Origin of the sequence: Mesobacillus maritimus (genome assembly GCF_019749255.1) — a bacterium.
Classification (GTDB): Bacteria; Bacillota; Bacilli; order Bacillales; family Cytobacillaceae; genus Mesobacillus_B; species Mesobacillus_B maritimus_A.
Genome location: NZ_JACWFH010000005.1, coordinates 21,383 through 47,928 on the forward strand (window position 1 = coordinate 21,383; position 26,546 = coordinate 47,928).

Here is a 26,546-nt window from a genome sequence, read left to right on the forward strand (position 1 = left end):
CACTGTTAAGGAATTTGGTCTTAAAGCTGAAAAGGCAAAGCGAACAGTGGTTGTCACTGTCCGCTTTTTATTAAAACGCCTCTAGCTTGACATCGTCGCCGACAATCAAATCTGCTTCAGTGCACTCACGAATCTGTTCCACAGTAAAGTCTTTCGCGACTTCCACCAGCTTTAATCCATCGTCGGTAACGTGCATAACAGCGCGGTCGGTAATGATACAATCAACAACACCCTTCCCGGTAAGCGGAAGGCTACACTCTTTCAGGATTTTTGATTCACCATGTTTATTAACATGTTCCATGATGACGATGGTTTTTCGTGCTCCATGGACTAAGTCCATCGCACCACCCATCCCCTTCACCATTTTTCCAGGAATCATCCAGTTTGCTAAATCACCATTCTGAGAAACTTCCATGCCACCTAGAATTGCCACATCAACATGACCACCACGGATCATCGCAAACGATTCAGCACTATCGAAATAGACAGAACCAGGGATGACTGTAACAGTTTCTTTTCCAGCATTGATTAAGTCCGCATCGACCTCACCTTCTGTTGGATAAGGACCAATTCCCAGAAGACCATTCTCAGACTGAAGGACAACCTGCTTATTTTCACTGATAAAATTTGCTACCATTGTAGGCATTCCAATGCCTAAATTGACATAGTTGCCATCTTCAATTTCCTTTTCAGCACGTCTAGCGATTTTTTCCCTAGTGTTCACCATTACCCCTCCTTTATGACCTAATCGTTCTCCGTTCAATTCTCTTTTCCTGCTCTCCTTGGATGATGGACTGAACATAGATTCCTGGTGAGTGGATAAAATTTGGATCTAATTCTCCTACCTCGACAAGGTTTTCTACCTCAGCTATTGTTACCTTTCCAGCAGCCACCATCATCGAATTGAAGTTACGTGCTGTTTTTCGATAGATAAGGTTTCCCATCTTATCAGCTTGAAAAGCACGGACGAGACTGTAATCTGCGGTTAAAGATTCTTCAAGTAGATATTCCTTGCCGTTGTATACACGAACTTCCTTCCCTTCCGCAATTGGAGTACCAACACCAGCGGGAGTAAAGAAAGCTGGTATTCCTGCGCCTCCCGCACGAATCTTTTCTGCTAACGTTCCTTGGGGAGTTAGTTCTACCTCTATTTCCCCGGCTAGAAGCTGACGCTCAAATTCTTTATTTTCTCCAACATAGGAAGCGATAATTTTCTTAATCTGTTTGTTTCGCAACAATAGGCCAAGTCCCCAATCATCGACACCACAATTATTTGAGATAATCGTCAAATCCTTTGTTCCCTTTTCAGCTAAGGCTTGAATCAAATTTTCAGGTATGCCGCATAAGCCAAATCCACCAACCATTAAGGTCATACCATCCTCAATGCCTTCAACCGCCTTGGTAAAATCGGAATATAATTTCTTCATTCATTTCCCTCCTTATAACAGGATTGAGTAGTCTTTCCCAAAATGAACTTTTGATTGCCAACAATAGTTATACCGGATAAACTCCGTGCTTTCGTTCAGAGAATACCAGATACTTAGACATATAGACTTCAAGCCGTGCAGCAAGTTCCTCACGAAGACAATTTGGTTCCACAACATCATCAATAATAAGTTCTGAGGCAAGTCGGTAAATATCAATATCTTCCCGGTATTCTTCACGTTTTTCTGCAATGAAAGCTGCTCTCTCCTCTTCCGGAAGTGCGGCAATTTTGTTTGCGTAAACCGCGTTAACAGCTGCTTCTGGTCCCATTACCGCAATTGCAGCTGAAGGCAAAGCTATGCAACAATCAGGCTCAAACGCTGGACCTGCCATTGCATATAACCCTGCACCATAGGCCTTTCGCACAATAACGGTCATTTTCGGTACCGTCGCTTCACTCATAGCCGAGATCATTTTCGCACCGTGACGAATGATGCCTGCCTTTTCTACATTCGTACCAATCATAAAACCAGGCACATCAGCTAGGAATAAAAGCGGAATATGGTAGGCATCACATAGATTAATAAACTTTGCTGCTTTATCAGCACTATCATGGAAAAGGACCCCACCTTTTACCCTGGGCTGATTCGCAATAATTCCAACTGGCTGTCCATTGATTCGGGCAAGACAGGTAATGAGCTCTGGAGCAAACAGCTTTTTAATTTCACAAATCGAATCTTCATCAACTATACGGTCAATTAGCTGATACATATCAAATGGAGCATTTTGATTTTTGGGGATTAATTCTTCTATTGTTTTTTCAAATTGTGCAGGAGGTTTCGCCTCTGTTTGTAGTGGCTTTTCTGAGAAGTTATTTGGAAAATAAGTTAAGTATTTTTGGGCGTAAATAATGGCTTCTTCCTCGGTTTTCACTAGCACATCTCCACAACCAGAAACCGAGCAATGCATTTTTGCTCCACCCATTTGTTCAAGGGTTACCTTTTCCCCGATAACCATTTCAGCCATCCTTGGAGAACCTAAGTACATTGAAGCATTTCCTTCAACCATGACAACAACGTCACAAAATGCAGGGATATAGGCACCGCCAGCGGCAGAAGGTCCGAATAAAAGACAGATCTGAGGAACTTTCCCTGACATTTTCACCTGATTATAAAAGATTCGACCCGCGCCCCTTCGACCTGGAAACATTTCTAATTGATCTGTGATTCGCGCGCCAGCTGAGTCAACGAGATAAAGCATTGGGCAGCGTAGTTTTTCAGCTGTTTCCTGAATACGAATAATTTTCTCAACTGTTCTTTTTCCCCAAGATCCTGCCTTTATCGTGGAGTCATTGGCCATAACACAAACTGTGCGGCCATGGATTTTCCCGATGCCAGTAACAACGCCATCCGCAGGAAGGTCCCCAGCCAACACATTGGCAAACATTCCATCCTCTGCTTTTAGTCCATCATCAAATAATAAATTCAAGCGATCACGTACAAATAGTTTGCCTTGTTCTTTGTTCTTTTGGTGATACTTCTCTTGTCCTCCTTGTAAAACGGATTCTTTTTTTAACTCTAAGTCTGACTTTTTTGTATGTGTTTCGTTCACGATTCTTCTCCCCTTTGTCCGTAACTGTAGAAGAAAGATTTAATTTCTGCTTCTAATCACTCGAAAGTACCGTGTACCGTCTAGTGGTCTGCAGTTACAACTGATTGAATGTTATGTTTAGTAGTTTATCGCCCTTTATATTCCGGTGGGCGTTTTTCTGCAAAGGCTTTTAAACCTTCTAACCTGTCCTCAGAGGGGATCAATACATCATATGCTAACTCTTCTATTTTCAATCCAGTTGCTAGATCCACTTCAATCCCCTTATTGACAGCTTTTTTTGCTTGAATTAATGCAAGAGGCCCGTTTTTTGCCATTGTTTTAGCAAGGTCGAGCGCTTTTCCAAGCATCTCTGAGCGAGGAACAGCATACTCTAATATCCCTATCTTTTCTGCTTCCGAAGCAGTTAGGCGTTGGGCGGTAAAGATCAGTTCTTTTGCTTTTCCCAAGCCAATTAAACGCGGAAGTCGTTGGGTACCGCCTGCACCCGGGATAATGGCAAGAGAAGTTTCTGTTAAGCCTACTTTTGCTTCAAGAGCCCCCACTCGTATATCACAGGCTAACGCTAATTCAAGTCCCCCTCCAAAAGCAACTCCGTTAATTGCAGCAATAACCGGCTGGGGCAATGACTCAACCTCATTTATTGTCGCCCCAATCATGCGAACCGTTTGCTTTGCTTCAGCATCTGTCATATCTTTACGTTCCTTTAAATCTGCTCCGGCACAAAATGCCTTTTCACCTGAACTTGTTAGAATCACAACTCTGATTCCCATATCTTTTTTTATATCCGATAGCACCACTTGAAGTTCTGCTAACATCTGCCTAGATAACGCATTCGCAGCTTCAGGTCTGTTTAAAGTGACGATGGCAATCCCATCGGTTCTTTTTTCAACTATCACGGTTTTGACAACTGTTTCATTCATGAGATTCGCTCCTTTCCTTCTGCACGCAAAATCTCCATTTGTCTACTCTTTAGACTTCTTCCAAGTGTACGCTCAATCAATTGGGCTGATTTCAAGGTTGATTTCAGGTCAACCCCTGTTTCAATTCCCATCTCATGGAGCATATACAACAAATCTTCAGTGGCTACATTTCCGGAAGCACCTTTTGCATAAGGGCATCCACCTAAGCCTCCAAGCGCACTATCAAAGGTGGTTATGCCCATTTCTAATGATTTGACGATATTTGCGAGTGCGGTTCCTCTTGTATCATGGAAATGCATCGCGAGTTGGCTTGCATTAAAATGTGGCAGCAATTCATCAAGCAAATTTTCTACCTGGTTTGGAACACCAACGCCAATGGTTTCTCCTAACGACAACTCGTCAATTCCCATTGAGAAAAGGCGTTCGGCCACTTCCCGAACATGGAAAGGTGCCACATATCCATCATATGGACAGGCAATGACAGTAGAGATATACCCTCGCACTGTTTTGCCAGCCATTTTCGCTTCTTTCACCACTTCTTCCAAAACCGGATAAGTTTCTTTTATCGATTTATTAATATTGCTGCGATTATGCCCTTCGCTAGCGGACATGAAAACACTCACTTCATCTACGCCAGCCTCAAGGGCACGGTCAAGCCCTTTTATATTAGGAACAAGGGCAGCATAGGTGACACCCTTATTCCGTTTAATTCCCTTCAACACATCTGAAGCATCTGCCAGCTGAGGAATCCATTTAGGGTTTACAAATGAGCTTACCTCAATATAAGAAAGTCCTGTCTCTGAAAGCGTGTTAATCCATGAGATTTTATCATCCGAAAGGACTAATCGCTTTTCATTTTGCAATCCGTCTCGTGGAGCTACTTCCTTGATTGTCACGTTTTTTGGTAGTTTCAAAGAATCTGCCTCCTATTCAACATCCACAATCGTATCGCTATCGTTCACAAAATCTCCTTCTTGAACATATACCTTGGCAATCGTTCCGCCTTCTTCGACGCTAACTGGAATCTCCATTTTCATCGATTCAAGGATGACCACTTCTTGCCCTGCTTCTACTTGGTCGCCCTCTTTCACTAATACCTTCCATACATTTCCTGCCATACCTGCTTCGACTTTAGCCATTTGTCATTCTCCTTTACTTGGTTGATGTTAATGTTGGTAAGTAGTATTCATTTACAAATTGTGTCGTTGTATAACCTGATAAAAATTGCTTGTGACTAACGGTTTGTATCAGCATCGGGATGTTTGTTTTTATCCCTTCAATTTTGTACTCTTCAAGTGCCAACTTGAGTCTTGAACATGCTTCAAAGCGGGTTCCTCCCCAAGCAATCAGCTTCCCAATCATCGGGTCATAGAAAGGAGTTACTTGAGAGCCAGCTTCGATTGCACATTCATTTCGAATTCCATCACCTTGTGGCAGCTGGAATTCCGTGATTTTCCCAGGTGAAGGGAAGAAAGTCTTCGGATCTTCTGCATAAATTCTTACCTCAATAGCATGTCCGTTTCGCTTTACATCTTCTTTAGTAAAAGAGAGCTTCTCACCCACAGCCACTTTTAATTGCTCTTCAACAAGATCAAGACCAGTGATTTCCTCTGTTACGGGATGCTCGACTTGTAATCTCGTATTCATTTCAAGAAAATAGAAATTTTGCTCTTTATCTACTAGAAATTCAATCGTACCGGCGTTTGAATACCCAATATGTTGAGCAGCCTTTACTGCGGCCTCTAACATATTTGAGCGGGTTTCTTCATTAATAAAAGGCGATGGTGCTTCCTCTACCACTTTTTGGTTCCTTCGCTGAATCGAGCATTCTCTTTCCCAAAGTGGAACAACATTGCCGTGAGAATCGGCAAGAATCTGCACTTCAATATGATGCGGCTCATCAATATACTTTTCTAAAAACATTGCACCGTCCCCAAAAAAGGATTCTGCTCGTTTTTTATTTCCTGCAAATGCTTTTAAGAGCTCCTCCTCTGAATGAACAAGTTGCATGCCGATACCTCCACCACCAGCAGACGCTTTCAGCATGAGTGGATAGCCTATTTCCTTCGCAGCTAACACCGCTTCTTCTTCACTTTCAAGCGATGTGTTGATTCCCTCAATAATGGGGACGCCCGCTTCCTTCATTGTTTTACGTGCTTCAATTTTGCTGCCCATTGACGCAATAATTTCAGGAGATGGTCCAATAAACACAAGGTTTTCCTCATTACATTTCTTGGCGAATGCTGCATTTTCAGATAATAACCCATACCCAGGATGAACAGCTTCTGCCCCACTTTTCTTAGCGATTGAGATAATCTCATCAGCATTCAAATAACTCTGATTTACTGGGGGTTTTCCCACACAATAAGCTTCATCCGCCTCACGTACGAACAATGACTCCGCATCAGCTTCAGAATAAATTGCCACGGTTTTGATTCCGAGTTTTTGACAAGTACGGATCACTCTTAAAGCAATCTCACCACGGTTTGCAATTAATATTTTTGAGAACAAGGTAATCTCACCTTCCTTTCACTAAGTTAGTTGATTAATAGACTGTTCACGCAACTTAAATTTTTGGATTTTTCCTGAAGCTGTCATCGGATAAGCATCTGTAAAAAAGATTTTCCTTGGGATTTTATGGCGAGAAATTTTGCCTTTAAAATAGTCTTGGATTTCTTCTGCTGTTGCTGTCATATTGTCTTTTAAAATAATCCAGGCAATGACTTCTTCACCGTATTTTTCATCTGGAACACCAACCACCTGGGCATCGAGAACCTTAGGGTGGGTATAGAGGAATTCTTCTATCTCACGCGGGTAAATATTCTCACCACCACGAATGATCATATCCTTAAGGCGTCCTGTAATCCGACAATAACCATTTTGGTCCATCACCGCTAAATCGCCAGTATGTAGCCAGCCTTCTTCATCGATTGCTTCTCTTGTCGCATCCGGATTTTTATAATATCCTTTCATCACATGATAACCTCGTGTGCATAGCTCTCCTTGCTGGTTAAACGGTAATTCCGAGGAAGTTCCTGGTTGAACGATTTTCACCTCAACATTGGGAAGGGCTCTCCCAACAGTTTCAACTCTTAGTTCGAGTGGGTCGTCAGTCCGAGTTTGTGTGATAACAGGTGAAGATTCTGTTTGGCCGTAACAAATGGTGATTTCCGTCATGTTCATCTTATTGATTACATTTTTCATCACCTCTACTGGACAATTCGATCCAGCCATTACCCCTGTTCTTAGTGTAGACAAATCATAATTTTCAAAATTCGAATGATTCAATTCCGCAATAAACATCGTAGGAACACCATGAAGTGCCGTGCATCTCTCTTGTTCGACAGTCCTAAGCACCGTTTCCGGGTCAAACTCTTGAACGGGAACCATAGTTGCTCCAACACTGACTGCTGCAAGGGTACCAATCACGCAACCGAAGCAGTGAAAAAATGGGACTGGAATACATAACCGGTCTTCATCGGTCAGGTTCATACAATGTGCTATATTGTACCCATTATTCGTCAGGTTACTATGCGTAAGCATAACCCCCTTCGGAAATCCGGTGGTGCCCGAGGTGTATTGCATATTAATGACATCGTCAGGATCCAATTCTGCTGTTCGCTGTTGCAATTCTTCATTAGAAACTCTACTAGCCATTTTGATGATATCGGACCAATTAAATGCTCCGTTATATTTCTTTTCGCTAAAAACGATGACATTTTTTAAAAGTGGTAACCGTTTAGAGTTAAGCTGTCCCGGTGCTGAAGTTTCAAGTTCTGGACAAAGCTCGTAAATTGAGTCAATATAAGAATTCCCTCTAAAATCTTCAATTAAAAATAGGGTCGTTGCATCGGATTGTCTCAATAAATACTCTAATTCTGCTGAACGATAATTTGTGTTGACTGTGACTAGAACGGCTCCCATTTTCCCAGTTCCATATTGCAGGCTCACCCATTCTGGGATATTTGAAGCCCAAACAGCAACATTTTCCCCTTTTTCAATCCCAAGTGCCATCAAACCTTTGGCTACTTGTTCGCAAACATCATTGAATTCGCGATAAGAGTATCTTAGCCCACGATCCGGATATACGAGGGCATCTTGGTTAGGTATTTCCAATGCTTTCTCGGCTAACAGTTCACCAACAGTTTTACGAATCAATTCGGCCATTCATTTACCTCCTACAATTAACATCCTAAGTGACGGGCAATGACTAAGCGTTGAATCTCTGATGTTCCTTCGCCAATTTCCATTAATTTAATATCGCGCAAATGCCTTTCTACGTCATATTCCTTCATATAACCTGCACCACCATGAATCTGAATCGCTTGGTTACAAATGCGGAATCCTGCTTCTGATGCAAACAGTTTTGCAAACGCAGCTTCTTTTCCAAATGGCTTCCCTTGATCTTTTAACCACGCAGCCTTATACACTTGATTACGTGCCAGTTCTAACTCCATCGCCATATCAGCCAATTTAAATTGAATAGCTTGAAATTTAGATATAGACTGGCCAAACTGTTGACGCTCCTTTGCAAATTGAAGGGCTTTATCTAAAGCTGCTTGAGCAATCCCTACTGAAAGAGCAGCAATGGAAATACGCCCTCCATCAAGGGTAAATAAAAATTGACTAAACCCCTTCTTCTCATCACCAAGGAGATTTTCTCTTGGAACACGAACATTTTCCAAGATAATTTCACAAGTATTTGAGCCGCGAACACCCATTTTGTCGTAGTTGGAGGAGATGGTAACCCCTGGAGTATCACTTGGGACAATGATTGCTGATACAATATTTCGCCCATCTTCTCGTTTACCCGTGACAGCGGTTACAATAATTTGGCGGGAAAAGCTCGCATTTGTAATCCAGCATTTTTCTCCGTTAATAACCCATTCATCACCATCCAGTACCGCTCTCGTCCGAGTACCACCTGCATCAGAGCCAGCATTCGGTTCTGTTAGACCAAACGCACCCATTGTTTTTCCTTTCGCCATTGGCACTAGCCATTCCTGCTTTTGTTTTTCAGTTCCAAAATAATAAATTGGACTTGCCCCAAGACTCGTATTAGCTGCATAGCTTAACCCAGTCCCTCCACATGCTTTTCCTATTTCTTCTACGGCAATGCAATACGAGATTGTGTCACCGCCAGCACCACCATACTTCTCTGGGAACGGGATACCCAGTAACCCTAACTCTCCTAATCTCTCAAACGTTTCGTAGCGCATTTTAGAGGCTTCATCAATTTCACGTGCATATGGTTTAATTTCTTTTTCCGCAAAGTCTCTTACCATTTCCTGAAGCATTTGCTGTTCATTGGTTAATTCGAAATTCATCAGATTCTCTCCTTTTCAAACGGACTAGTCGGTCTGTTTTAACTATAAATATAAAACGATACTGATATGCACCAACAAGGTTCGTACCGACTGGTCGGTCTGTTATTGTTATTTTAATAGCCAGCTACTTTTCTATAGGCTGACCTTTAATTAAAAATAATTGTACATCTTTTTGACTCATTGCCTGTTCTGTTAGAAGCGAATGAAGTAATAAATCATTAAAGATGCGTGCAATCGATTCAATTGTTAATGGACCGTCTTTGTTAAACCATTTATACGTCCAATTCACCATGCCAATAATCGCCATGGTTGAGATTTCAGCGGGTACTTCAGCACGGAACTCTCCTTGTGCCTGCCCTTCTCGGATAACTTGAGTCAGGAGTTTTCGATAATCGTCACGCTTTTCATTAATTCTCTGATTAAATTCTCCGGTTAAGTACATGCTTTCTTGGTAAAAAACAGTAATATGTGGTTTATACAAGTCAAATACTTTGGTGAAAGATTGAATAATGGCACAAAGGCGAGTAACTGGTGTTTCAAAATCATCATATGCTTCACGTGCCTTTTCAAGAACATAGGAGATAAATACATCGTGGATGTGGTAGAGCAATTCATCTTTGGATTTAAAATTGTGGTAAAATCCCCCCTTTGATGTTCCAGATTCTAAGACGATCTGGTCAACCGTAACCCCGTGATACCCATTTTTCTCAAATAGTACAAGGGCTGTTTCAATGATTCGTGCCTTAAGCGTCTTTTTCATTTTCATCATCCTTTGGAAAAATAGTATCATAGAGTAAACGAGAAAATCAATTAATAATTCAAAATATACGGTTTATTACGAACATTATTGCAAAAAAAAACTTAGCAAACAGTATTTACCAATACTGTGGTTGCTAAGCTACTATCCTACAATATTTCAAATTCTATTTTACTAGTGGGAGGGCTATTACTTGCCCATCTTCAACAGCCCCGGCTTGGATCTCCCATTGTAAACTTCCTACTTCGCTCATTCCTGAAAGGGGAATGACGGCCTTTTCCTCTGGAATATTTGGAATTCCTTCATTCACTGCAGACATGATTGCACTGCGGTCTTCCACTGTCTTGGCTGCTTTCATTGCCTCCACTAATACAAATAAACCCTGATAGCTTAAAGAAGAGTCTGCAGTTGCATACTTCTCATTGAATTTTTCTTGATAGTTTTTCACAAATAACTTACTCGCCTCACTGCCAATTTGGTCAACTGGCAATACTCCAACTGAACCATTTAAATGTTCATACCCACCTATAACGCCGGACATTTCTTCCATTTTCGCTTGATCCATAATCATGTATGAACCTGTATAGCCTAATTCTTGAGCTTGTTTAACCACCTTGGCAGTCGGTTCTGATGGCCCGCCGACAAAAAGAACATCTGGTTTTTGTTTCAATACATTAGTCATAATAGTAAAGTAATCTGTGTCTTTAGCAAAATCAATTTCACCTTTAAAGACAAATTCTCCACCCATTTCTTCCCACACTGGTTCAATTACATTTAACCAATCTTTCCCATACTGAGAATTTGTTGGGATGAGCGCCATTTTCTTTCCGTAGTGTTCCATAATGTATTTACTAAAAGTTTTAGGCCAAATATTGTATTGAGGTGAGATTCCAATCATCATTTTATTTCCCTGCTCATACATCCTCGGCTCACTTGTTTGCGCCATGAGGATTACATTTTCTTTTTCATTAAAAGTCTGTGAGGCAAACACTCCCCCGCTGTGCGGAATCCAGACGGCAACAGGGTCATTTTCAGTGGCCATTCGCTGAACATTGACACCTGTTTCATTTGGCAAATATTTATCATCCATTGGAATCAGCTTGATTTTGTACGTTTTTCCTTCTATCTCAAAACCTGTTTCATTGATTTCATCAGCCGCCATTTTCAGTCCGTTTAACACATTTACGCCGTATTGTGCTGCAGCTCCACTTAATGGACCACTATACCCAACGACAACCTCATTTTCCCCAGCCTCCGCTGGTTTCGAACTTCCAGCTTCTTTACTCTTGCCGCCTGCACAAGCAACTAGACTTCCTACCAATAATATCAAAATCGCAAATAAACTTACCTGTTTTAGTCTCTTCAAATCGTTCCCTCCCCTATTTTCTAGCCTGAAGCTTTTTCAACTCCTGGTCCCTTAGTTCTCTTTTTAACAGCTTCCCTACACTGGATTTAGGAAGTTCGTCCCTAAATTCAATGTGCTTTGGTACCTTATAGGCTGCTAAGTACTGACCGCAAAATGAGATAATTTCATCTTCTGTCACTATTTTATTTTCCTTTAAAGCAATATAGGCTTTGACGGTTTCACCGCGGTATTCATCAGGAATGCCAATGACAATCACTTCTTTGATGGCAGGAATTTGATAAATAACCTCCTCAATTTCCCGAGGATAAATATTGTATCCACTTGCGATAATCATATCTTTTTTACGGTCCACGATGTAAAGATACCCTTCCTCATCCATATACGCGATATCACCTGTGTGAAGCCAGCCATCTCTAAGGACTACATTTGTTTCCTCAGGTTTATTCCAATATCCTTTCATAACTTGTGGTCCTTTAATAACTAGTTCACCTTTACTGCCAATTGGTGCCTCTTCAAACCCTTTATCCGTTTCAACGACAATCTTTGCAGTCGTATTGGGCAGAGGAACACCGACACTGCCCACTTTCACTCTTGAATAAGGTTGATTAGTCGTTCCAGATGTGGCTTCTGATAACCCATATCCATCAGAAAGAACCGCATCTTTACCCATTAATTTTTTGAATTGAAGATACTTTTCAAATGGCATAGGAGAACCGCCGCAAAAAAACGCTTTAATTTTATTGATTCCATATGTTTCAACGTGAGGAGCATTTAAAAGTGCATTATACATGGTGGGAACGCCAAAGAAGAATAATGGAGGGTCATTCTTGATGATATTGAGCACGGTCTCCGGCTCAAACCGAGGGAGAATAATTTGTTTGTAGCCAAAGCGGAAACCGGTTAAACATACATTGGCTAGTCCAAAAATATGAAAAAGCGGAAGAAAACTAATAGCCACTCTGTTCAAATCTTGCTGGGCTTCAAATCGTTTAAATAAAAATTCATTTACTATTTCTACCTGGTTGATAAAATTTTGATGCGTTAGCATAACACCTTTAGAGACACCAGTTGTTCCACCAGTATATTGGAGAACGGCAATATCCTCAATTGGATTAATGTTAATCTTCGGTGCTTTTGTTTGATACGTTTGAAGGAAATCATCCAAGTACTTATCTTCATTAGCAAGATGGATGTTAGTGTCTTCTTCAGTTTGGACGACGATAATTTTTCTTAGAGAAGTTTCATCTTGAACTCGCTTTACCCGCTCGTAAACTGTATCAGAACATATCATATACTCTGCCCCAGTATCATTTAACTGGTAAAGGATTTCCCGCTCAACGTACATAGGATTTGTCTGGACAACGATGCCTCCTAAACGGACAACACCAAAGAATGAAAAAACATAAGCTGGACCATTTTGCATCATGATTGATAAACGGTCCCCTTTTCTAAATCCCTGCTGATAAAGACATCCTGCGAGCCTCTCAGAAATCTCATAAACTTCTCGATATGTCCACTGCTTGTCATAAAACTCCAAGGAGATTTCAGAATCAAATCTTTTCACTGACTCCGCTAATAGATCTGACAGTGTCTTTTTTTCAATTGTGACATTCGAAACAACATCATTAGGATAAAAATGTAGCCAGCGTTTTTCTGTCATCTTCTTAACATTCCTCCTTTTCTATGTATTTAGAGTGTAATATTTTTTGAATATTCTATAAATAGTTATTCAACCTTAAGGTTTAAAACCCTGCATCTTTCAATTTATATTTTGAATTAATCATAATAGTTAAACGAAAAAGCCGAGCACTAGGGCTCGGCTTTTACATAAATCATTAACTTTCTTCGTGCAGAACTTTTTCCATCTCATCAAACTTGTGATGGATTGCATCATCAGGTTTTTTCGTAAGTAAGCTTACAAAAATAACGGCAAGTAGACTTAGGAAAAACCCTGGTATCATTTCATACATGAAATCTGCAAGAATATCAATGTTCGCCCAAATCAGAACGGTAACAGCACCAACAATCATGCCGGCTAAAGCACCCCATTTGGTCATTCGCTTCCAATAAAGACTTAATAATAAAACTGGTCCAAAAGCTGACCCAAAACCAGCCCAAGCATAACCTACTAGTCCTAAAATGGTGTCACTCGGATAGAGCGAAAGACTAACACCTACAATTGCGACAATCAGCACAGCTAAACGACCAACGAAAACTAATTCCTTATCACTAGCATTTCTTTTAAAGAAGGCTTTATAAAAGTCCTCCGTTAAGGAGCTAGAAGTAACAAGAAGCTGCGAGGAAATTGTACTCATAATCGCTGCCAATACTGCGGCAAGTAAAAATCCGGTAATATACGGATGGAATAAGACATCTGCAAAATAGATAAAGATTGTTTCAGAGTTTTCTAGCGTAGTTCCATTCATAGAATGATAAGCAGCACCAGCAAGACCTGTTAACATCGCTCCGATTAGGGAAACACCCATCCAGCCCATTCCAATCCTACGCGCAGATTTTAACTGTTTTAAACTTCCTACCGCCATAAAGCGTACGATAATATGTGGCTGACCAAAGTATCCAAGGCCCCAGGCTAATAACGAAAGGATTCCAATAAACGTTGTCCCTTTAAATAAATTCAGCATTGCTGGGTCAATACTTCTAATCTCATCCATCGTTGCGCCGACTCCACCTACCTGGGTGAAGGCAACAATCGGTACGAGAATGAGGGCTACAAACATGATTACCCCTTGAATAAAATCGGTCATACTTACCGCTAAGAACCCACCGAAAAGTGTATATGCTACGACCACACCGGCTGTGATCAATAATCCGGTTTGATAGTTCGCACCAAATGAACTTTCAAATAAGGTACCACCAGCTACTAGTCCAGATGAGGTATATAAAGTGTAAAAAACCAAAATAACAATCGCTGAAACAGTTCGGATCATTTTTGAGTGATCTTCGAATCGATTTTCTAAAAAGTCTGGAATTGTAATCGAATCGTTGGCCACTATAGTATAAGTTCGTAATCTAGGAGCTAGAACAATATAATTCACATACGCCCCGACAAATAACCCAATTGACAGCCATGCTTCTGAAAGACCCGATACAAACATCGCCCCGGGAAGTCCCATCATCATCCAGCCACTCATATCAGATGCACCAGCTGATAATGCCGTAACCGCTGGTCCAACTTTACGACCACCTAACATATAGTCAGAAAGGTCCGACGTCCGCCTGTAAGAATAGTATCCTACCAATAACATTACTAAAAAATAAACACCTAACGAAATAAATATTTCTACCTGCACCAAATCTCTCCCTTGTTGTTTTTTTCTTCTAAACTAGTAGAAATGGGCTTAATGAATAAGCCGACTTTTTAACCCTAACAAGGATTCCAAGGTATTTCAAGGGATACGGGTTAACCGACATGCTGTTTTCCCCTTGAAAACAAAGGATTTTTTAGGGTAAAGCCTTATTAGGATGGTATATTCGTAGCTTTGAACTTATATTACGGATAAAATTAATTTCCACCACTGTTAAAATATTACAAGTTTTTTGAATTTTCTTTCCTCTCTCTTTACCAGCACCCCATTTTTCATACAATTCTTCATTATTAAGATCGAATAATTAGCATGAATTTTGGAAATAAACCATATCAAAAAAAGAAGCAACTTATAAGCGGATCTGGTTTTGAATAGATTGTGATTCATTAGCTAATACATGTAAAATGGTTACTAAATCAGCTTTTTCTTCATCGGTTAACAATAGTAGTCTCCTAAACTGTTTGATGCAAAAGCTTGTGTTTGGATGAACGTCTCCATATAGTATTTGCTAAATCCCGCTCGATTTGATCTTACCTTAATGGGTGCTAAAGACAGTTACAAATAACAAAGGTAGGATTTATGGCTATAATTAGGAACAGTGTAAAGTTTTTTTCATTGGGCACTGAATGATATGCTCAAGAAACGAAAGTATCATTTGGGGGATTTTATAAAAAGGATAGATATGGTGAGGTGTGGCTTGATGACCAAGGTAACGATTTACAATGACCAATATCGTATTTTTGAAATGTTCTCCATTAGTCATTTTATTGTCCTTCTCCTCTTTCTTTTTGGCACCTTTGTCCTTTTTTTCTATCGTCATAATCTAAACCAACTGAAATGGAGACCCATAGAAATTGGGATTGCTTTATCATTGCTGTTTTTTGAACTCACCTTTCATGTCTGGTTACTTGCCTCATCCTATTGGAATGCAAGTGACTCTATCCCCATAGAGCTATGTAGTATTAGTTTATTTTTGACCATAATTTTACTGTTAACAGGCAAGAAAATTGTCTATGAATGGTTATTATTTACCGCTTTATTAGGAGCGACTCAGGCTTTAATCACACCTGTCTTAGTTTATGATTTTCCTCATATTCGTTTCTTTTACTTTTTCTATACTCATATCATGATGATTTGGGTTGCGTTGTATTTTACTTGGGTGAAAGGCTATCGCCCAACGCTTCGCTCAGTGGGGAAGGTTTTCGTTTTTCTTAATGTTGTACTTCCAATAGTTATGGTTGTAAATAAACTTGTGGATGGCAATTATATGTTCTTAAGTCACAAACCAAGGACCCCTAGTTTACTCGATTATCTCGGGCCCCATCCTTGGTATATCCTTTCTTTAGAAGGACTACTACTACTTTTAAGTCTAGTTGTCTGGTTCTTTTTTAGAGAAAAAGGCAACAAAGGTAATGATCATAAAATTCATGACAAAAGCTAACTCTTTTACTTATGGGTTAGCTTTTTTGCTTCCAAAATTTCTTTTTAGATAAAGAAAAAAGCACTGACTGTTCAGCACTTTAAAAAGTAATCTATTCTGGAAATAAACGACAATCATGTTCCAACGTATATATTCTTGCCGAAAAGAAAAATAAGTCATTGTAATTGTTACCAATATATTCGCTAATATGATGAAAGGCGGTTTTAAATCTTTCAATAAGTAGCCGTGAAGCTCGCTCATCCCACATGTAGGCGTTCACTCGGAGCAACTCTTCAGCTATTGTCTCCACTCTAAACTCCTCGACAATTAATTTTAACCGTAATAATTTCTCAGGGTGAGAGAGAGCGCCAAATGGGTGATTTTTTGCGTTTAATACAAGGTCGACAAATTCCTTCATATTCGTGGCTAACAAGATGGCTTTTTGTTGCTCTAATTCCATGTATTCACAACCTTTATCAAAAATATGACGTTAGTAAAATTTATGTAAACCGAGTAGTAGTTATTTCGTAAAAAAAAGAAACCGCCAATACCGGCAGCCCTCACACAATCCTAACTGTTCTCTGTCACAAGATTATAAGCATATTCCTTAAAAGAAAAGGAAAAAAGCTTTCGTTCTACACGTCCCTTTTCACTCGTAAATTTATACCAAGATTGACCGATATAAAAAGGATTTGAAATCATTTTATCTATAATTGATGAAATTTCAAATTCAGCCTGTTTGGGCTCGATTTTATCCTTAATGGATAGTGCTAGGACAAAATAGAGTTTATCCTTTTCTAGTTCGAGTAGTTTTAGATGATAGACTCCATGATTTCTATGATTAAAGGAGTCTAAAACATGCTCGATGCTTTTTTGAACTTCGATGTCATGTTTACTAGCTTCTGCCCAACTGGAAATAACAGGATCAAAAATGGACAATGTTAGGATAAAATGAGAGGCAAATTCGTTAGGGTCAAAGCCTTTTTCACTAAACTTTTCTTCTCCCTTGGGGATGACAATAAATTTTTTGTAGTCAGCAAAAAAGCAATTGCTCATTTTCGATACCTACCTTCTGCCTGGAGTTGAAAATATACGTCAAATTTCGATTAATAATTTATTCCACGCGCCCCCCCTAAAACCCTGTTATTTTTTCAAATTTCTCCAATTTGTTCATTTTTTTTGGTTTTTTTCTAACATTTTGTCGTCTTTGAAGAGCAAAATCCATAATGCTGAGCTCACTGAGAGCAGCAAACATTTACTAACAAGAAATGCGCTTTCAACCGGTTTGATAACCTATAAACTAGCAGTTCTTTAACCTATGCCCACACTCTTTACCAAGACAGCCTTTTATTAGATAAAAATAGAACTAGGGTTCTAATCCCTAGTTCTTAGTTGATTCAAATATGAGGTTTATGACCATGACTTCAGCTTGACTTCCGATTCTAAGTGGTGGACCCCATGTACCAAATCCTGACGAAACAAGCGAGTGAAGGCTTCCTTTTTGTAAGTATCCCCAATCATTTTCAAAGATTCGTCTGGTTATAAGATGCGCAGGAGCCATCTGCCCCCGATGAGTATGACCAGATAAAAGCAGATCGACTCCATTTTCTTCAGCAATATCAAGATCCTTTGGCTGGTGATCCATCATGATAATGGGTTTTGAATGGTCCAAATCCCTTACTATCTCCCTTACCTCTTTTCGTTTCTCGTCTGTTAGGTCATTCCTCCCCACAAGATAGAAATCGCCATGAATGAGTAAAGATTCATCCATGATCATGGTGATTCCTGCCTTTTCAACCTCTTCAATCAATACCTCAAGATCGTCTCCGTAATAATCATGATTCCCCGAAACAGCATATACCCCCAATGGAGCTTTTAACTTCGCCATGGTTTTTCCCATATCGTTTTCTATGTAAGGCTCAATATAATCATCGATAAGATCACCTGGAATTAAGATCATATCAGGTTGTATTTCATTTGCGATATCAACTAATCTTTGAAGATGTTTTTCCCCTACTATTTGTCCAAGATGGAGGTCAGATGCCATCATGATTTTGACAGCGTCAGCGTCTGTGTTTTTATTAATCTTTATATCGTACGTTCTAACAACTGGTGTCCAAGCATTATACAGGCCAAAACCTAATAGAAAGAGAAACGCCCCTATGATTGTAAGACCAATCCATAAAACGCCTCTTCTTTTTAAGATATAAACGAGGATATTTGCCAAAGGCAAAAGAATAAGGCTATAACCTATTACAACAATCCAAAGATAGCCCATTATTTTTATCGGAAGAAACAAACTAAATTGACCAATAAACATGGAAAGCGAAAGAAATGCGATGACCCCAATATATACCCATTTATTCATTCGCAGGCGTGTCGCTTTCAGCCACACCCATCCGTTAAAACCAACATAATAACATATGGCGGTATAAATAAGGATAAAAAGGATAATGGCAAATACAACTAAAAATGACATAGGTGATTACCTTTCTTTAGTACTATTTGATAATGATTATATCCTTTTTCCTAAGCTTGAGGAACTATTTAGGCTTCAAAACCTACCTTGTCTTACAATGCACATCGTATTACAATGTATATAAAGCTAGATTTGGAGGAAATGTCATGAGGGAAATTGAAATGTATGTGGAAAAAATCACCTTAGGTTTACCCCTATCTAACAATGAAAAAGAGGATATAAAAGAAGAAATAATCTCCCATCTTGAGGAACATATTAATGAACTGCTTTCCTATGGTTGGGAAGAAGAAAAAGCGATTGATCTTGCAATTCAATCCTTCGGCGATGCAAACAAAATTCATAAAGAAATGAAGAAGGCTATTTTCCCATTTTATAAAATCGTAAGGGCTCTTTTCGGTGCTTTATTCATGACAATTGGCATGTGCTACATATCCTATGCCGGGATGGAGTTTTACAATCCCCAGTTTGACAATATCCAATCTCTTGAGTATTACTTGATGGTTTTTCTTTTATTTACGTTTTTCGTCGCTGTTGGTGAGTTATTGTTTGAAGGAATTATTCAGGAATCTAGATTAAATTGGTTGGCTAACCCTTGGGTCTTTTGTTTAATTCCCCTCATTATCGCAACATTTGTTTCTCTCCACAATTGGACTCAAAGACCAGAACATTATCATAACGGTTTATGGCTAGACCTATTTAGCGTACATATTGGAATTTTTCTTTATCTGTTATCCCGTGAATTGTTTACCTATCTCTTAGTACCACGAGTAGTTAAACACATGAACCTGTAAACTAACTGGTTTGATTCCAACTCTAATATTTGTCAAAATGAAAATGCTACTCTTTATTGAGTAGCATTTTGTGGAGATGTTTTAGCTTCAAGCCTTCTCCGTAGTTCGTTAAATTCTTTTTTGCCATGGATAAAGGTCAATCCCTTTTGGATTGACTCTGTGACCTCCACCATTAGGTTTGCCTTTAACTGTGCGTCAGCTAATGCATACCAATAAAACCAGGCATCCATTTCTTTAATTTTCGCTTCATAATAACTCATTACTTGAGGGTAATACTGACGATAAAGGTCTTCGTCACTCACCAAACCTTTACTTGCCCATGTTAAGACATCGACAAGAAAGGCATCACAGCAATATCGCTCCCATAAAGCTAAACTAGTTTGATTCTCCCCTTTTAACAGTTCCATTCTATGAAAGAAACGTGGTTCTATTATCCTTTTTAAAGTGTTTTCTTCCCAACGATAGATTTCCAGCTTATTTCCGGCAGAAGCTCCAATTCCCCATGCTATAACAAACTCTCCTACACCATCCCCCGTGATGTCTTCAAAGCCTGCATATTCAATATCAAAGCCTTCACTTGTAGTTTCCCAAATTTTTTTCCACTGGTTTCCTTCTTTTTTTAGGAGTAATGCATGCAACTTCCCCAGCCCGTTCTCCAATCGATAGGTGACCATCATTTCCTGTTGACCATCTTGATCAAAATCAAACACCTGAATTGAACTTACTGAATCCGGTGTATTTGGTATTATGAATTCAGCTTCGGTTGGCAATAATTCCTTTACTGTTTCATACAAGGGCTGAAGTTCCGTTTTGGCAGCAACGGTTGTTCCAAGAGGCTGTAGAAAAACGAGAAGAAAAATGATAAATACCCATACTTTCTTTTTCAAAATTGCTAACTCCTTTTTACAGAAGACTACTTCGCCTTATATTGCCCCGTCAAATAAGGTTTTATTTAATAAATATGCTATTTTTTTCCTCCATATTAGAAAGAGCGCAACATATTGCTTTGTCTTCTTAGCTTTTTAATTATGAGAGAAAAGAGTTTGCAAATGACTATTATGAACAACATCGTTTATCTTGCGTATAATCGGTTTTGATTTTAACAACATTTCTTCGAAACAGCCTTTTATAAAGAACTCAAGCGAATTCTACACATGAAAAAAAAACTGCTGACTCATACTACAATAGAGGTGAATCCATTTTGAAATATCTTTGTATACTTGGACTTATTTTTTTTACCCTACCCATTCAGGCTAACGCTTCTGATTCCCTGTTGATTCTTCATGAACAGGAGCCTTTTGTCAGAATAAACAAAGCCGACTTTTCTATGCCGATTATAGGATACCCATTTATCGATACCGATGAGTTTATCCACTTAACAGAGGAGTTGGATAAGCATGTTCGTCAACCTGCCGTTGATGCGAAAATCGATGATACTGGAAAAATCATTCCTGAAAGTGCTGGTGTCGAATTAAATAAGGATCGGTTTGAAGAGGAGTTTTATTCCTTTTTCCACAAAGGAAATCTATCGACCATTCATCTCCCGGTTCGAAGAATCTATCCTCGTGTTGACAGTGAATTACTTGCGAATATCCGAACAAAGCTTATTGGTCATTATGTCACCTATTTTAATAGTAGGAATAAACAACGGTCTCATAACATAAGCCTTGCTGCCGAGGCCATTAATAATCATGTTGTTTTCCCGGGTGAAACCTTTTCATTCAATCAAACAGTAGGAATGCGCACAAAAGAAAAAGGGTATTTGCCTGCGCCTATTATTGTTAGAGGTGAACTTTCTGAAGGCATCGGGGGCGGAATTTGCCAAGTTTCCTCTACCCTTTTTAATGCAGTGGACCGTTCAGGATTACAAATTGTTAAACGGTATTCCCACAGTAAGCGTGTTCCCTATGTCCCACCCGGTAGGGATGCTACGGTTAGTTGGTATGGGCCAGATTTTTCATTTAAAAACATCTATAACCAACCTATTCTAATAAGAACACAAGCAAAGTCCGGGATGATGGCAGTCATGATGTTTTCCTCCGATGACATTAATGTCCAACCACGACAAATCCCAAGTATGGGCGACTTTAGATAACTCATTTTTATTACACTAAGGACAACAAAAAAGATCAAACCTGTGTAGGTTTGATCTTTCCATTTAAACCAATATTATTGTGTGACATTTTCATCAAGTGAACGAACTTCCTTTGGAGACTTTCCAGTAAAGAACCAAGTAGCCACTAAGAGGATAATAACTACAACTAGGGCAATTATTGTGTTACCGGTAATTCCAATAATAATAAACCCGACAGATGCAATACCTGCACTAAGTAAGGCATATGGTAGCTGCGTCATAACGTGATCAATATGATTCGATCCAGCACCGGTTGATGAAAGAATGGTTGTATCTGATATTGGTGAACAATGGTCCCCAAACACAGCTCCACTTAGGACAGCAGCCATAGCTGGTAGAATAAGCGAGATATCCGAAACAGCTGCAATTTCACCTGCTATTGGGAGCAGAATACCAAATGAGCCCCAAGATGTTCCTGTTGCAAAAGCCATAAATCCAGCTAGAATGAACAAAATGACCGGTAAATAAGAGATATTTAAGTTTGCATTTTGGACGACTCCTGCTAAGTAGGTACCTGTTTCAAGTCTTCCGATTAAATCCCCAATAGTCCAAGCAAATAGTAAGATGTAAACTGCCGGAAGCATAGACTTTAGCCCAGCTACAACTCCACTGCCCAAGACCTTCGCTTCGACACCACGTAATACCAGAGCCTGTCGTGCAAACATCAGCATGGTAACCACAAAACCAGAAAGTCCACCCAGAATCAATGATAATGTGACATCTGTATTTTCAAAGATTTTTAAGATGGTCGTGTCGCCTTCAGTAGCTTGTGCACCTGTCCATACCATTGCACCAACTGTTCCAATAAAAAGAGCTAGGATCGGCCAAATCAAATCACCTATTGTTCCTGTCCGACTTGTAGGCAAATCTTCTTTTAACTCACCAGGCACTGGCTTACTAGGGTCAAAAACTTGACCTTCATTGATTGCTCGATTTTCATGAATTTTCATTGATCCTAAATTCACATTTTTCAGCACAGCAATAAACACTAACCCAAGTGCCGCCCAAACATAAAAGTTCATCGGAACCATCTGCATAAATGCCGAGAATGCACTGTATTCCGTTACGCCATGGGAAGTAAGAATTGTACCAATTAAGACAATAATAGTCGCTCCCCAGCTTGATACAGGTGACACTACACATATTGGTGCAGAAGTTGAGTCGATTATATAAGCTAGTTTTGCTCTTGATACCCTTTGTCGATCAGTGATTGGCCGTGTTACTTGCCCAACAGCTAAAGCATTAAAATAATCATCAATAAAAATAATAATCCCAAGGATAACCCCAATTAATTGAGCACCAGCACGAGTTTTCACTCGCTTCATCGCCCAATCACCAAAAGCCTTACTTCCACCTGAAATAGATATAAATGCAGTGATAATTCCTAGCAATAGCAAGAATAAAATGATATAGACGCTAGAGGTATTAAGTGCTCCTTCTGAGATGAAGATCCCCTTCACCGCATCCCAAATGATTGCTAAGGTCTTACCAATATTGAAGTCTGCCAGCAAAATAGCTGCTGCAACAATTCCGAAACCTAAGGATAAAAGTACTCGCCTTGTGATTACCACCATTAAGATTGCCAACAGTGGTGGCAGTACAGAAAAAAATGTGTTCTCCATTCCTTTGTCCTCCTCCTATTTTTTGAAGGGGGGAACTTACCATGAAAGAGAAAGAATAGATTTATCTATGATGCTCTCTTCAATACAAAAAAGAGCAACGATAGAGAAAAATCTATCGTTGCTCTTTTATAAGCAACTAATTTCTCCATCACGACCTGTAGCTCCTCATTATGGAGGTTTCCCACATAATGACAGTGTTACTCTTATTCAAAGTAACCCCAGCCAATCAACCTTTGACAAGTTAAATGACTTCGGCAGTATTTCCTTTCAACTGTGATCATTGTTGTCATCCTCACACAGTTTACTATTAAATCCCGCGCCTCTACCCCATCGGAATGATAAGGTTCATATATAATTTTCTATACTAATATATCAATTCTACCTCTATTTGACAATATAAAAATCATTGGAATTTATATATATTAGTTTGTAAACGTCATCAAGTTCCATTTCTTTTATTTGTGAAATTTCCCCGATTGTTGAATGTAGCATTCTTGGTCTCGTTTGCTTTCCTACAAATGGACCTTTAAACGACCATGGACCATCTGTTTCAACCATCATTAAATCTAAAGGAAATCCTTGAACGATTTCTTGGATCTCCTCTTCATACAATAGATCTGGTGTAACAGAGATATGGTACCTATTAGTCTTAAGTCTTTCGAGCAGCTTTTTTTCACCCTTAAACCAATGAAAGTGCGCATTCTTAACTGTATGTTTTTCAAGTAAATCACATACAATATGGGCATCATCATAGACAGCATGTAAGACGACAGGCTTGTCTAATTGAACTGCTAATTTAATAAAGGATTCTAAGACTTCAATATATTGAGCATACGATTGTACCAGTTTATTTTTCTTCCTAAGATAATATGGCAATCCTATTTCACCGATTGCTACAGTTTCATCCTTCTTTGTATGTATCCATGAAAACAGTTGTGCAAGCTGATCATCTGAGGGAATCTCTTGTTCTGGATGCCACCCAAAAGCTGGACGGATTGATGGGTGAATTTTAGCTAAGGATAAGTTTCTTTTACAAGATTCCAAGTTCATGGACACGGAAACAAGCGCGTCAACTTCAGATACTATTTCACTAATTTCTCTATCCTTATATCTATCTAAATGAATATGGGTGTCGATAATCTTTCGCATATTTTTTCCTCCAATCGTATAACCGAACGTTCATATGTTACATATTTTTCTCCTATCAAAAAGGAAGTGTATTATGACCAAAAAGAAATCACCTGTTATGTTGCGTATTAATATTCTTTTCTTTCTTGTATTTATCCTCTTTTCTCTGCTAATTTTAAGACTTGGAATTGTTCAAATAGTCCATGGTGAAGATTATAAACGTGAACTAAATCGGAAAGATGATTACACTGTCAATAATCCCGTTCCCCGCGGGCGGATGCTTGACCGCAACTTACAGATTATCGTTGATAATGAAGCAAAAAAAGCCATCACCTATACCAATGAAGGACATAGTCAAAAAGAGAAACTCGAGATAGCCAGAAAACTAGCAAAACTAATTGATAAAAAAACAGATCGCATTCGGGAACGAGACAAAAAGGATTTTTGGATGATAAAATACCCCGAACAAGCAGACAAGCTTATAACCACGGAAGAAAGAAACCAAATCAAACAAAAGAAGCTTAGTTCTGATCAAATATATAAATTGAAATTAGCTAGAATAACACAAGAAAGATTGAACGAACTCACAGACGAGGATCTTGAAGTGCTCGCCATCTTTCGTTTATTAAACATTGGGAATAAATTCTCTCCGCAAATAGTTAAGAATAACGACGTTAGTAGTGAAGAATTTGCACTTGTTAGCGAAAATCTCGAAAGTCTCCCAGGAATCAACACAACCATTGATTGGGAACGTTCTTATCAATTTGACCAAACCCTAAAGTCTGTACTTGGGGCTGTCAGTTCCTCTGAAGAAGGATTGCCAGCAGATCATCTTGATGACTTCTTATCCAGAGGCTATTCCAGAAATGATCGTGTCGGTAAAAGTTATTTAGAAAGTCAATATGAAGATGTCCTTCATGGTAGAGAACAAAAAGTTACCCACATAACAGATAAAAAGGGGCATTTACTTGATACTAGGGTGAAAACGAGTGGGGATCGCGGTAAGGATTTAATTCTCGCTATTGATATCGAATTACAAAAAAAAATTGATTCCATTATTCAGGAAGAACTTTGGGCCGCTAAGAATCATCCAGGAACGAATCTACTTGACCGCGCCTATGTGGTATTAATGAACCCTTTTTCGGGTGAAATTTTAAGTATGTCTGGAAAAAGACTCGTTCAAAACAAGGATACAGGCAAAACAGAAATGATTGATGATGCCTTAGGAAATATTACAACCACCTATAGTGTTGGATCGGTTGTAAAAGGTGCTACTGTTCTAACTGGTTTTAAAACTGGGGTGATAAAACCAAATACATACTTTGATGATAAGGGAATTAAAATTAAAGCGACCCCATTAAAAGCCTCTTATTCGTATCTTGGGGTACTTAATGAAGTGGATGCATTAAAAAAATCATCGAATGTCTATATGTTTCATACCGCGATTAGAATCGGTCAAGGCCACTATCAATACAATGAGCCTCTAAATCTTAATCCAGATGCATTTACTATTATCCGAAACTCGTTTGCATCTTTCGGCCTGGGAGTTAGAACAGGGATTGATCTTCCAAATGAACAATCAGGATATAAAGGTGGGAGTAAGCTACCTGGATACGCATTAGACCTTGTTATTGGTCAGTATGATACGTATTCAACCATGCAATTGGCGCAATATGTATCCGCAATTGCAAATGGTGGCTATCGGATGCAACCCCGGATTGTTAGAGAGGTACTTGAACCCCTTAATTCATCAGAAAAAATAGGAGCTGTATACAATGAGTTTGAACCTGTCGTATTAAACACAATTGATGTAAAAAAGGAATGGCTTGGTCGGGTCCAACTCGGCTTCAAAAAGGCATTAACTGAACATGGAGGAACTGGAGTAAACTTCTTCAGAAATGCCCCCTACTCTCCAGCAGGGAAAACAGGGACAGCACAGGCGTTTTATGACGGTCCGCTCAGAAATAACTATGGAAAAGTCCCACCTGAGGTATTAAATTTAAGTCTAGTTGCCTATGCACCTTTTCATCAACCTGAAGTTGCAATGGCTGTGATGGTTCCTTGGGCGTATCAAGGAAAGGAAGACCACAAGGCAAATCTTAAAATCGGCCGCAGGGCAATGGATGCGTATTTCGAACTTAAAAAACATAGAAACAAATGAACCGGAAAGGTTACAAGTTTAGCTTGTAACCTTTTTTGTTATATATTTTGTGCAACCCTCACACTAACGGTCTTATGAA

Annotated in this window: 23 protein-coding genes and 1 riboswitch; of the genes, 4 read left to right on the forward strand and 19 right to left on the reverse strand. The window is 39.3% G+C overall.

Going from position 1 to position 26,546, the window contains the following annotated elements:
• Positions 1 to 70: 70 nt before the first annotated feature.
• From H0185_RS01665 to putP, 13 genes are all read right to left on the reverse strand, one after another.
• On the reverse strand, positions 71 to 727 hold the full coding sequence (locus H0185_RS01665; RefSeq protein WP_221870575.1) for a CoA transferase subunit B: 657 nt from the start codon (positions 725 to 727) through the stop codon (positions 71 to 73).
• 10 nt (positions 728 to 737) lie between these two features.
• Entirely contained in the window at positions 738 to 1,427 is a 690-nt protein-coding gene (locus H0185_RS01670) for a CoA transferase subunit A (RefSeq protein WP_221870577.1), read from the reverse strand.
• 67 nt (positions 1,428 to 1,494) lie between these two features.
• Positions 1,495 to 3,036: an acyl-CoA carboxylase subunit beta gene (locus H0185_RS01675; protein ID WP_221870578.1), complete on the reverse strand. Its 1,542-nt coding sequence runs from the start codon at positions 3,034 to 3,036 to the stop codon at positions 1,495 to 1,497.
• A gap of 125 nt (positions 3,037 to 3,161) precedes the next feature.
• On the reverse strand, positions 3,162 to 3,956 hold the full coding sequence (locus H0185_RS01680) for an enoyl-CoA hydratase (RefSeq protein ID WP_221870580.1): 795 nt from the start codon (positions 3,954 to 3,956) through the stop codon (positions 3,162 to 3,164).
• Positions 3,953 to 4,870: a hydroxymethylglutaryl-CoA lyase gene (locus H0185_RS01685; RefSeq protein WP_221870582.1), complete on the reverse strand. Its 918-nt coding sequence runs from the start codon at positions 4,868 to 4,870 to the stop codon at positions 3,953 to 3,955. Before H0185_RS01685 ends, H0185_RS01680 begins: the two co-directional genes overlap by 4 nt.
• A 12-nt stretch (positions 4,871 to 4,882) precedes the next feature.
• Positions 4,883 to 5,095, reverse strand: a complete 213-nt coding sequence (locus H0185_RS01690) for an acetyl-CoA carboxylase biotin carboxyl carrier protein subunit (RefSeq protein ID WP_221870584.1) — start codon at positions 5,093 to 5,095, stop codon at positions 4,883 to 4,885.
• Positions 5,096 to 5,108: 13 nt separating this feature from the next.
• Positions 5,109 to 6,467, reverse strand: a complete 1,359-nt coding sequence (locus H0185_RS01695; RefSeq protein WP_221870586.1) for an acetyl-CoA carboxylase biotin carboxylase subunit — start codon at positions 6,465 to 6,467, stop codon at positions 5,109 to 5,111.
• A 21-nt stretch (positions 6,468 to 6,488) separates the two neighbouring features.
• Positions 6,489 to 8,123: an AMP-binding protein gene (locus tag H0185_RS01700; RefSeq protein WP_246628958.1), complete on the reverse strand. Its 1,635-nt coding sequence runs from the start codon at positions 8,121 to 8,123 to the stop codon at positions 6,489 to 6,491.
• A 17-nt stretch (positions 8,124 to 8,140) separates the two neighbouring features.
• Positions 8,141 to 9,283: an acyl-CoA dehydrogenase gene (locus H0185_RS01705; protein WP_221870589.1), complete on the reverse strand. Its 1,143-nt coding sequence runs from the start codon at positions 9,281 to 9,283 to the stop codon at positions 8,141 to 8,143.
• 124 nt (positions 9,284 to 9,407) lie between these two features.
• Complete coding sequence (locus H0185_RS01710; RefSeq protein WP_425515802.1) at positions 9,408 to 10,043, reverse strand: TetR/AcrR family transcriptional regulator; 636 nt, start codon at positions 10,041 to 10,043, stop codon at positions 9,408 to 9,410.
• Between the two features lie 163 nt (positions 10,044 to 10,206).
• Positions 10,207 to 11,406, reverse strand: a complete 1,200-nt coding sequence (locus H0185_RS01715; protein ID WP_221870593.1) for an ABC transporter substrate-binding protein — start codon at positions 11,404 to 11,406, stop codon at positions 10,207 to 10,209.
• Between the two features lie 13 nt (positions 11,407 to 11,419).
• On the reverse strand, positions 11,420 to 13,066 hold the full coding sequence (locus tag H0185_RS01720) for a long-chain-fatty-acid--CoA ligase (protein WP_221870595.1): 1,647 nt from the start codon (positions 13,064 to 13,066) through the stop codon (positions 11,420 to 11,422).
• Between the two features lie 175 nt (positions 13,067 to 13,241).
• A complete protein-coding gene (putP, locus tag H0185_RS01725) occupies positions 13,242 to 14,717 on the reverse strand; it encodes a sodium/proline symporter PutP (RefSeq protein ID WP_221870597.1) in 1,476 nt (491 codons plus the stop codon).
• A 715-nt stretch (positions 14,718 to 15,432) separates the two neighbouring features.
• On the opposite strand from putP, the gene H0185_RS01730 reads away from it, so the two are divergent.
• A complete protein-coding gene (locus tag H0185_RS01730; protein ID WP_221870599.1) occupies positions 15,433 to 16,173 on the forward strand; it encodes a YwaF family protein in 741 nt (246 codons plus the stop codon).
• Positions 16,174 to 16,264: 91 nt separating this feature from the next.
• On the opposite strand, the gene H0185_RS01735 is transcribed toward H0185_RS01730, so the two are convergent.
• From H0185_RS01735 to H0185_RS01745, 3 genes are all read right to left on the reverse strand, one after another.
• Positions 16,265 to 16,612, reverse strand: a complete 348-nt coding sequence (locus H0185_RS01735; RefSeq protein WP_221870601.1) for a hypothetical protein — start codon at positions 16,610 to 16,612, stop codon at positions 16,265 to 16,267.
• A 110-nt stretch (positions 16,613 to 16,722) separates the two neighbouring features.
• Entirely contained in the window at positions 16,723 to 17,208 is a 486-nt protein-coding gene (locus tag H0185_RS01740; protein ID WP_221870603.1) for a hypothetical protein, read from the reverse strand.
• A gap of 325 nt (positions 17,209 to 17,533) precedes the next feature.
• Positions 17,534 to 18,631, reverse strand: coding sequence for a metallophosphoesterase (locus H0185_RS01745; protein ID WP_221870605.1), 1,098 nt, complete (start codon positions 18,629 to 18,631; stop codon positions 17,534 to 17,536).
• A gap of 146 nt (positions 18,632 to 18,777) precedes the next feature.
• Here H0185_RS01745 and H0185_RS01750 point away from each other — a divergent pair, with 146 nt between their 5' ends.
• A complete protein-coding gene (locus H0185_RS01750) occupies positions 18,778 to 19,422 on the forward strand; it encodes a permease prefix domain 1-containing protein (protein WP_221870607.1) in 645 nt (214 codons plus the stop codon).
• 53 nt (positions 19,423 to 19,475) lie between these two features.
• Here the strand turns inward: H0185_RS01750 and H0185_RS01755 are convergent, their stop codons facing one another.
• A complete protein-coding gene (locus tag H0185_RS01755) occupies positions 19,476 to 20,309 on the reverse strand; it encodes an FG-GAP repeat domain-containing protein (protein WP_221870609.1) in 834 nt (277 codons plus the stop codon).
• Between the two features lie 314 nt (positions 20,310 to 20,623).
• Between H0185_RS01755 and H0185_RS01760 the strand changes: the two genes are divergently transcribed.
• Positions 20,624 to 21,517, forward strand: a complete 894-nt coding sequence (locus tag H0185_RS01760; protein ID WP_425515803.1) for a VanW family protein — start codon at positions 20,624 to 20,626, stop codon at positions 21,515 to 21,517.
• Between the two features lie 74 nt (positions 21,518 to 21,591).
• Here the strand turns inward: H0185_RS01760 and H0185_RS01765 are convergent, their stop codons facing one another.
• Together H0185_RS01765 and H0185_RS01770 are read right to left on the reverse strand one after the other, a co-directional pair.
• Positions 21,592 to 23,178 carry a Na+/H+ antiporter NhaC family protein gene (locus H0185_RS01765; protein ID WP_221870611.1) on the reverse strand — a complete coding sequence of 529 codons (1,587 nt, stop codon included), beginning with the start codon at positions 23,176 to 23,178 and terminating at the stop codon, positions 21,592 to 21,594.
• 150 nt (positions 23,179 to 23,328) lie between these two features.
• A riboswitch (Lysine riboswitch) is annotated at positions 23,329 to 23,511 on the reverse strand.
• A 51-nt stretch (positions 23,512 to 23,562) separates the two neighbouring features.
• Positions 23,563 to 24,327 (reverse strand): TatD family hydrolase, encoded by a 765-nt coding sequence (locus H0185_RS01770; RefSeq protein ID WP_221870613.1) that lies wholly within the window; start codon positions 24,325 to 24,327, stop codon positions 23,563 to 23,565.
• Positions 24,328 to 24,400: 73 nt separating this feature from the next.
• On the opposite strand from H0185_RS01770, the gene H0185_RS01775 reads away from it, so the two are divergent.
• Entirely contained in the window at positions 24,401 to 26,467 is a 2,067-nt protein-coding gene (locus H0185_RS01775; RefSeq protein WP_221870615.1) for a peptidoglycan D,D-transpeptidase FtsI family protein, read from the forward strand.
• Positions 26,468 to 26,546 lie beyond the last annotated feature (79 nt).

Coding starts and splice junctions, on each gene's coding strand:
- H0185_RS01730 (WP_221870599.1), top strand. CDS start 15,433: ATGACCAAGGTAACGATTTACAATGACCAATATCGTATTTTTGAAATG.
- H0185_RS01720 (WP_221870595.1), bottom strand. CDS start 13,066: ATGACAGAAAAACGCTGGCTACATTTTTATCCTAATGATGTTGTTTCG.
- H0185_RS01700 (WP_246628958.1), bottom strand. CDS start 8,123: ATGGCCGAATTGATTCGTAAAACTGTTGGTGAACTGTTAGCCGAGAAA.
- H0185_RS01690 (WP_221870584.1), bottom strand. CDS start 5,095: ATGGCTAAAGTCGAAGCAGGTATGGCAGGAAATGTATGGAAGGTATTA.
- H0185_RS01775 (WP_221870615.1), top strand. CDS start 24,401: ATGACCAAAAAGAAATCACCTGTTATGTTGCGTATTAATATTCTTTTC.
- H0185_RS01745 (WP_221870605.1), bottom strand. CDS start 18,631: ATGTCATTTTTAGTTGTATTTGCCATTATCCTTTTTATCCTTATTTAT.
- H0185_RS01735 (WP_221870601.1), bottom strand. CDS start 16,612: ATGGAATTAGAGCAACAAAAAGCCATCTTGTTAGCCACGAATATGAAG.
- H0185_RS01750 (WP_221870607.1), top strand. CDS start 18,778: ATGAGGGAAATTGAAATGTATGTGGAAAAAATCACCTTAGGTTTACCC.
- H0185_RS01670 (WP_221870577.1), bottom strand. CDS start 1,427: ATGAAGAAATTATATTCCGATTTTACCAAGGCGGTTGAAGGCATTGAG.
- H0185_RS01770 (WP_221870613.1), bottom strand. CDS start 24,327: ATGCGAAAGATTATCGACACCCATATTCATTTAGATAGATATAAGGAT.
- H0185_RS01765 (WP_221870611.1), bottom strand. CDS start 23,178: ATGGAGAACACATTTTTTTCTGTACTGCCACCACTGTTGGCAATCTTA.
- H0185_RS01665 (WP_221870575.1), bottom strand. CDS start 727: ATGGTGAACACTAGGGAAAAAATCGCTAGACGTGCTGAAAAGGAAATT.
- H0185_RS01705 (WP_221870589.1), bottom strand. CDS start 9,283: ATGAATTTCGAATTAACCAATGAACAGCAAATGCTTCAGGAAATGGTA.
- H0185_RS01740 (WP_221870603.1), bottom strand. CDS start 17,208: ATGAGCAATTGCTTTTTTGCTGACTACAAAAAATTTATTGTCATCCCC.
- H0185_RS01710 (WP_425515802.1), bottom strand. CDS start 10,043: ATGAAAAAGACGCTTAAGGCACGAATCATTGAAACAGCCCTTGTACTA.
- H0185_RS01680 (WP_221870580.1), bottom strand. CDS start 3,956: ATGAATGAAACAGTTGTCAAAACCGTGATAGTTGAAAAAAGAACCGAT.